Origin of the sequence: Mesorhizobium sp. M7A.F.Ca.CA.004.12.1.1, from assembly GCF_003997835.1 — a bacterium.
In the GTDB taxonomy this organism is placed as follows: Bacteria; Pseudomonadota; Alphaproteobacteria; order Rhizobiales; family Rhizobiaceae; genus Mesorhizobium.
Genome location: NZ_RZRK01000290.1, coordinates 1 through 7056, shown reverse-complemented (window position 1 = coordinate 7056; position 7056 = coordinate 1). Strand labels below are relative to the sequence as shown.

Genomic DNA, 7056 nt, shown 5'->3' with positions numbered 1-7056 from the left:
GGATCGGACGGTTGGGCGGCAAAGCTGTCGCGTACGGACCCGGTGGGCTCTGGCCCAAGTCTGCTGCCTTATGGAGCTGGCGCCGCCAGTTGCTTCGGCGCCGCCAACGTCTTTCGAACTATCTTCGCTGCCCAGTTGACCGGCGCCGAGTTGGACGAAACCATCGACCTCTCGCTATGCAGCTACGACAAGACCAAAGCCGGAGAGCCTGGCCCGATCGACTTCCCAGTCGACCTTGGCGAAACCCACCTCGTTGGGCTCGGTGCGATAGGCCATGGCTCGCTTTGGGCGCTAGCGAGACAACCCGATCTCAAAGGTCGTCTGCATGTAATCGATCACGAAGCGATCGAACTCTCAAACCTGCAGCGCTACGCATTGGCTGGCCAGGCGGAGATTGGTATGTCCAAAGCGGTTCTTGCAGCCACCGCCCTTAGATCGACTGCCCTTGAGGTCGAGGCGCACCCTCTGACGTGGGCAGAATATGTTGCGCGCCGGGGCAATTGGGTCTTCGACCAAGTGGGTGTGGCGCTTGACACCGCCGCCGACCGTCTGGCTGTCCAAGGTGCACTGCCGCGATGGATCGCAAACGCTTGGACGCAGGAGCACGATCTCGGTATCTCCCGGCATGGTTTCGATGACGGCCAGGCTTGCCTTTGTTGCATGTACCTGCCATCCGGAAAATCCAAGGACGAGCACCAGCTGATTGCCGAGGAACTCGGAATACCGGAAGCACACGAGCAGGTGAAAACGCTCCTGCAGACCAATGCCGGAGTTCCCAACGACTTTGTAGTTCGCGTGGCTACAGCGATGGCTGTGCCGTTTGAACCGCTAGCCCCGTTTGTTGGCCAGCCCCTGCGCTCCTTTTATCAGCAGGCTATCTGCGGCGGTCTGGTGTTCCAGCTTAGCGAAGGAAGTCGCCGCGTTCGAACTGTGGTTCCGATGGCCTTTCAGTCGGTGCTTGCCGGGATTATGCTTGCCGCGGATTTGGTCAAACATAGTGCGGGGTTTCCCATGAGCCCGACGACGAGCACTCGGGTGAATCTTCTGCGCCCCCTTGGCTCTCACTTGCACGATCCGAAGGCCAAGGACTCCAGCGGCCGCTGCATCTGTAGCGACGACGATTTCATTGCCGCTTACAGGCGCAAATACGGCGAGCGCGTTGATCAGGTAAGCGATGTCTCGGCCGCCTAAGCAGACGCGCACCTCTCTGTAGACGCAGGGGGCGCGGCTTGTGGGCGTGACCATGGGCGCCATTATGACACGCTTGGCCCGCTCCTTTGGCGGCCTATCGTCCTCCGCGCATGATCCCTGTTGCCGACGTGATGATCCAGCACCAGCCGCCATGGCACCAGAGGCTGGTCAAACCTCCGTTGTTGGCCGGTTTGGACAGTGCTGCATCAGGTCTCGACCGACGTCTCGACAGTCAGGGCTGCTTCGACGGGTGTGAAGATGTCAACATCGACCCCAGGCGCCCGAATCGTCACAATCAGGGCGTACCGAGCCAGAGCGTCGACGCGTTCCAGGTAAGGCTTCTCCTTCCACCAGCCCCCGACCGGGAACACGCCGATCGCGTCACGCTCGGCGAGATCGGCGGCGCTGCCCGACCAGAAATCGGCGTGCAACGAGCCGCGATCGCGGAAGGTGCCGAGCAGCCACTCTTCTCCGCCTCCAGCAGGCGCCCCTTCCTCCTCGTCCCGAGCGGCCTGATTGATGCGGGCTCGGAATTCGTCGACTGTCTCGGTCGCTGACTTTACTCTGAACCGAAGACCATGGGACGCGTAACGATGCCGGCGGGTCCATCCGCGTTCACCGGGGTTGGGTTCGATGAAATAGGACAGCGTGACGCGGAGCTCGACCTGGGCAGCGCCGAGCGCCGCGAGCTGCTCCTTCGGCCAAGGCAGGCGATGCAGCTTCATGTCACGCGTTTTGGCAGCCGCGCCGCCCTCGCGCTGGAAAGGCTGAAGCTCATCTTCAACGATAAGCGTGAGGTCGTTCACCGTTGACAGAAGCGCGCGCCCAAGATCTGGCACGCCGTAACCATAGCGCCGCACGAGCGCCTGGATCTCGCCCTTCGCTCCGTTGCACGCATCGATGCGTGCGCGCATCGCCGGAGTCCATTCGGCCGAGTGGACGATCAGGGCGCGAACCGTTTCAGGCCACAGCTCGGGGCGCGCTGATAGAATCAGTCCCGCCATCCGTGCGGCATGGGCCGTTGCCGCGCTCGTATCTCCGAGGGTGGTGAAGTGGCGCAGTTCGGGTCGATAGAAAGTGGTCAATATCTGCAGATCGTCGATCGGCTCGCCAGGCAACACACCGTCATGGGCGAGATTGCCGCCTTCGAAGACGACCTCGGGCTTCACCGGCCACTGCCTGTCCCAAACGACCGAAGTGCGACTGCGCGGCGAGAGCTCGCCGACCGGCGCGATCGGAGCGTAGCCCGCAAAGTCGGTGTCAATGATATCGACCTTTTCTGTGAAAGCGCCGACCGTCAGCGCATTCCAGGCCTGAGAAGGATCATCGACTGCTTCCAGATCGTTGCGCGTCAAATGCTCGGCCGGCATGAGGTCATCGCCGATGTTGCCGGCAGAGAGAACGATCAAGCGTCGCTGCTCCTCTTCGAAACAGAGTTGGTCGATAGCGGCAGACCACGATGTGGGCCTTCCACGCGCCGGACTGGCGCTTGTCACAGCCATTGCGATCGCGCGGCGGCGCTCCGGCGCCTGCACCTCGGCGCGGGCGATCGCTTCCGCGGTGATCGCGCCATAGAGTTCTGGATCGTTTGCCTCGTCTTCTGGCGGAAGGATACGGACACTCTCCAGCCGAAAGGGCAATGGAACTGGATCGCCTCCGACCAGGAGCGGGACCAGATCACCGTACAGGCCGACACCTGCCATTCGCGTCCCGTGGCCGCTCCACGCAGGTGTGTCGTCGCTGCCCCATGCCGGTTTGACGGTGTGCCAGTCTTCAACGGCAAGTGCGGGTTCGATCAACGGGTGGGTGCGACGTACGCCGCTGTCGAGAATGCAGACCGCAATATCGGATTGAGGCGGTCTGACGCGCCCGAGAAGCTCGTCGCTCCAGTCCCTTTGCTCCGCGCCACCAAGGCCCATGAAGAAGGACGGCGTATCCTTCGCGCGCCGCAGCTCGGCGACGACATCGCTGTGCGCAATCATGCGGTCGAGCATTGCCGTGCTGGCGAGTGCCAGCATGACCACCCGCTCCGGAAACCTGACCGCATGCGTGCGCAAAGTGATGTTCAGGGCTTCGGCAATGTGCTCGAAGTTCTCGCGGCGACCGTCGCGCAGCCAGACTTCCCACCACACCTGCTCGTCAGCGGCCTGGGGGAAGAGGTCGTCGTGGTCGGTAAACAACGATCGTGCAGTCGCCAGCCTGACTGTCTCCATGCGGGAGACGAGCGGCTCGTTGCGCGGTCTGCCGCGGTCAGTGTCAACGTCTCGATACGCCTCGACTTTCCGCAAATAATAGGCTTGCGCGCTTTGCGGCAGGAACACCGACGCTGTGATGGGAGCACCGGGTTGAGTTGGCTCATGGACGGCGACCAGCTCCATGTGCCGGCGACGATCGGCCAACTGGTCGAGGGCCGCCCGTCCGGACATGGGCAGATCGATCTCGAGGTAAAAGCCAGGCGTGCCGACCGACAGCTGGGGGTCACGCGCCGCAATCTGCTGGCGTGCACTTTCGACCGCTTGTTCGATGGATTGCGTCAAGGCCGCAGCATGCGACGCCCGATCACGCGCCGGCAGCGGCGGTGCATGTATAAGTTGGTTGGGCCGCCGATAGGCTTCCCGAATGCCGTTGTTGCGAAGGTGGATATGGGCGCGGTCGCGCGGAAAATCGTCTGCCATTATGATCTGTGCTGTCGCTACTCAGACAGCGAAGCCTGCCGGCGTTCCTTCAGAGCGTCGATGAGCGCTTCCGAGGTGATCCGCTTCCCCCCCCGCAATATGATGGTTTTTGCAGCGTCGTCGGCCGCGCGGGTGATCTCGGCCTGCGACAGTCTCTCTGCCTGAGAGATCGCCTCGTTCCAGGCAAGCCCTCTGGTGTCGAAGCGGTCGAGTCGAGCCCGAAGCAGCGCCTCGATAATCGGCCGATCGGGCACGGCGTATTCGATGACATCGTCGAAACGGCGGAACAAAGCTCTGTCGAGCAGCTCGGGATGATTTGTTGCCGCAATAATCAGGCTGTGGCTGTCGTCTTGCTCGAGAAACTGCAGAAACGAATTCAGCACGCGCCGAATCTCGCCAACATCCTGGCGTTCGCCTCGACGCGCGCCGATGGCATCGAATTCGTCAAAGAAGTAGACGCCCCGCGTCGCCTGCATTGCATCAAAAACAAGCCGCAGCTTTCCGGCAGTCTCTCCCATGAACTTGGTGATCAAACCATCGAGGACGATCATGAAAAGGGGCAGATGAAGCTCCCCGGCCAATGCCGATGCGGTCATCGTCTTGCCTGATCCTGGCGGGCCGACCAGAAGCAGTTTGCGACGGGGAACAAGCCCGTGCTCGCGCAAGCTTGCTTGTTGGCGCTGCTCTCCCAGCACGCGGTGCAGGCGCGAGCGCAGACTGTCCGGCAAAATCATGTCCGTCAGTCGCAGGTCCGGATAGCGCACATGCAGGAGGCCTGCGAGTTCGCCCTTTGGCTGAAAAAGGGGAACCGGCCGACTGCTCTTGGCAATCCGGGCGTCCCTGCTCTTGGCTGCGTCGACCAGATCCTTGAGCTCCTGAGCAAGCTTGCCATGGCCTTGACGTGCCTCATGCGCAGCAAGCTGCATCGCGATAGAGAGGAAACGATCCTCGTCGCCGGCAATGTGGCTTTTAAGCAGCGTCACGATATGGCGGGCCGTGGTCATGGCTCTCTTCTGGGGTATCCGTTTACTTGGCGAAGCGCATGCAACCTAAACGCTTTCAACGGCGATTTGTAACGCGCAATGGTGTTTTTTCTCTTGTCGATGTTCGCCCGTGGCAACTTCAGCGGTGAACTGTTGCGCCGCGGTCATAGGCCAGCCGGAATAACGCCGGCCAGCAGACAACAGTCCGCATCTTCGAGCGCTCGAAGTCTGGCCACTCACGCAGCGTGTCGGGTCCGAACGCTCCAAAGCCGCCCCGCCTGGCAGGTCCATGCGACCGATTGCGGGCGTGCGGCCATAAGGTCTACGCGGGCTCGCATGGCTGCCCGCGCCGCTGGCTAAAAAGCTGTACACCATCTCACGAAACACCAGGTCCGCTCCTTTGCCGGCCGACGGTCCATGAAATCCCCTCCCCACTCACGACACCGGAGACCTCCTTGCCCACATGGCGCTCAAGCACCGGCCGCCATGGCACCAGCGTGAACTCGCGCGACTTTTCAACGACGGCATATTTTCCGCTGGCAAGCTCGACGGAGCGGCGGAGCGTACCCTCTACTCGTCCTCCGGATCGCGCTTCGGCATAGGGCAGGCCAAGTTCCTCCGACAGTTGGCCAGCAACACGGTTCAGTTCTCGCTGGCGCAGGATCGAAAGCATGTTGGCTCGATAGACGATCCCATCCTGTTCTTTATGCGCGAGGCCTTGCGCGATCAGCCACTGCCGCCGGCGAGCTTGCGCCTCTCTCACGTCGCGGCCGAAGCCGGATCCGTGCAAAGGCTCGGGTCTATCGGCAACCAGCTCCCGGTCGAGCCAGGTGGCGCCGTTGAAGCTGACCTGTCGCTCCAGCGCCATTGAGGAGAGCTTGTCGGCAACGACAGGCTCGGCCCTGGCCCGCTGGCCCTCATAATTCGCGACGCGATCGAGATGGTCCGGCGCGATGAGCCAGGTGCCGTTCGGCTCTCGCTCGACGCCGCCGGTCGCGCGGCGGATCGCCTCCAGCCGCCGCACATGCGTTCGCGCAAAGCTCTCGGTGGCGGATGGGTCATGCTTCAGGTGCATATCGACGTCGTAACGGCCGCCATGCGCGGCGGCGATTTCGGCGATGGTACGATCGACCTGCCTCGGCTCGGTGTTCCTTGGCGCGACACGCACGATGCAGCCATTAGGCATCGTTTCCATCGCCTCGCCTCTACCGATGTTGATCCAATGGCTCTTACCGTCGACGGCGTCGACGATCATGTAATGGCGGTCATTGATCTCGTCGGCCAGTCCACGCGCGACAACGCGACCGACGAGAGACTGGACGGGCTCGCCGGATCGATCGTGGATCACCCAGTCGGCGGCCCTGCGGGCAAGCCCCTTGCCGGTCAGTTCGCGGTGCATGGTCTTGATGATGTCGCCGCGTTCGCCGGTGCGGCGCAGCGTGGCTTCGAGCTCATCGTCGAGGCGCCAGGAGCCAGCGCCGACCTCCGCGGCCAGACCCATCCGCTCGAGCTTGCGCAGCCGTCCCTGGTGCAGCGTCTGGCGAATGGCGTCGGGACCGCCCGGCGAGACCAGGCCGTCATCATCACGCATGCTGAGCAGCCGACGGTCGATGCTGGTGAAGCGTTCCTGCTCCATTTCCCGGCGCAGGCGAAGCTCAATCTCGCGGTCGGTTCGCGGACCGAGATCGAGGCTGACCAGCTCGGCCGCCCGCTCGCGGATGCCAGATGAGATATATTCGCGCGCGATGACCAGGTTCTCGCCACGGTCGTCCCTGCCACGGACGATGATGTGGCTGTGCGGGTGGCCGGTGTTGAAATGATCGACCGCGACCCAGTCGAGCTTCGTGCCGAGGTCTTCCTGCATCTGCGCCATGAGCCGCCGCGTCAGCGCCTTGAGGTCGTCGTACTCGATGCCGTCTTCGGCAGCGACGATGAAGCGGAACTGATGGCGGTCGCCGTCCGCGCGATCGATGAACGCCTTGCCGTCGACGCGGCCGCTGTCGGCGCCGTAGAGCTCGCCAGGTTCACCTTCGCGGGTGACCCCGTCGCGCTGAAGATAGCGTAGATGGGCACGCGCCCCGTCCGCGCCCTTGCCGGCGAGCTTGACGACCCGCGCCTTGACGATCACCCGGCGCTGGCGGAAGGCGGCATACCGGTCGCGCGATTTCAGCAGTGCGGCGGCCGCCCCGCCGCGCCCTGTCCGGCTT

4 protein-coding genes are annotated in these 7056 nt (G+C 63.1%); 1 reads left to right on the top strand and 3 read right to left on the bottom strand.

From position 1 onward, the window contains the following. A partial coding sequence (locus EN984_RS16755; protein WP_127383835.1) for an E2 ligase fold family C protein occupies positions 1-1191 on the top strand: 1191 nt, incomplete at its 5' end. A 206-nt stretch (positions 1192-1397) separates the two neighbouring features. Here the strand turns inward: EN984_RS16755 and EN984_RS16750 are convergent. From EN984_RS16750 to rlxS, 3 genes are all read right to left on the bottom strand, one after another. Continuing rightward, entirely contained in the window at positions 1398-3866 is a 2469-nt protein-coding gene (locus tag EN984_RS16750) for a S8 family peptidase (protein WP_024505650.1), read from the bottom strand. A gap of 17 nt (positions 3867-3883) precedes the next feature. Then, entirely contained in the window at positions 3884-4870 is a 987-nt protein-coding gene (locus EN984_RS16745) for an ATP-binding protein (protein WP_024505649.1), read from the bottom strand. Between the two features lie 355 nt (positions 4871-5225). Then, a partial coding sequence (gene rlxS / locus EN984_RS16740) for a relaxase/mobilization nuclease RlxS (RefSeq protein WP_127383834.1) occupies positions 5226-7056 on the bottom strand: 1831 nt, incomplete at its 5' end.

What these genes read in the sequence shown, in the direction of transcription:
- EN984_RS16750 (WP_024505650.1), bottom strand. Translation starts at nt 3,866, where the DNA reads ATGGCAGACGATTTTCCGCGCGACCGCGCCCATATCCACCTTCGCAAC.
- EN984_RS16745 (WP_024505649.1), bottom strand. Translation starts at nt 4,870, where the DNA reads ATGACCACGGCCCGCCATATCGTGACGCTGCTTAAAAGCCACATTGCC.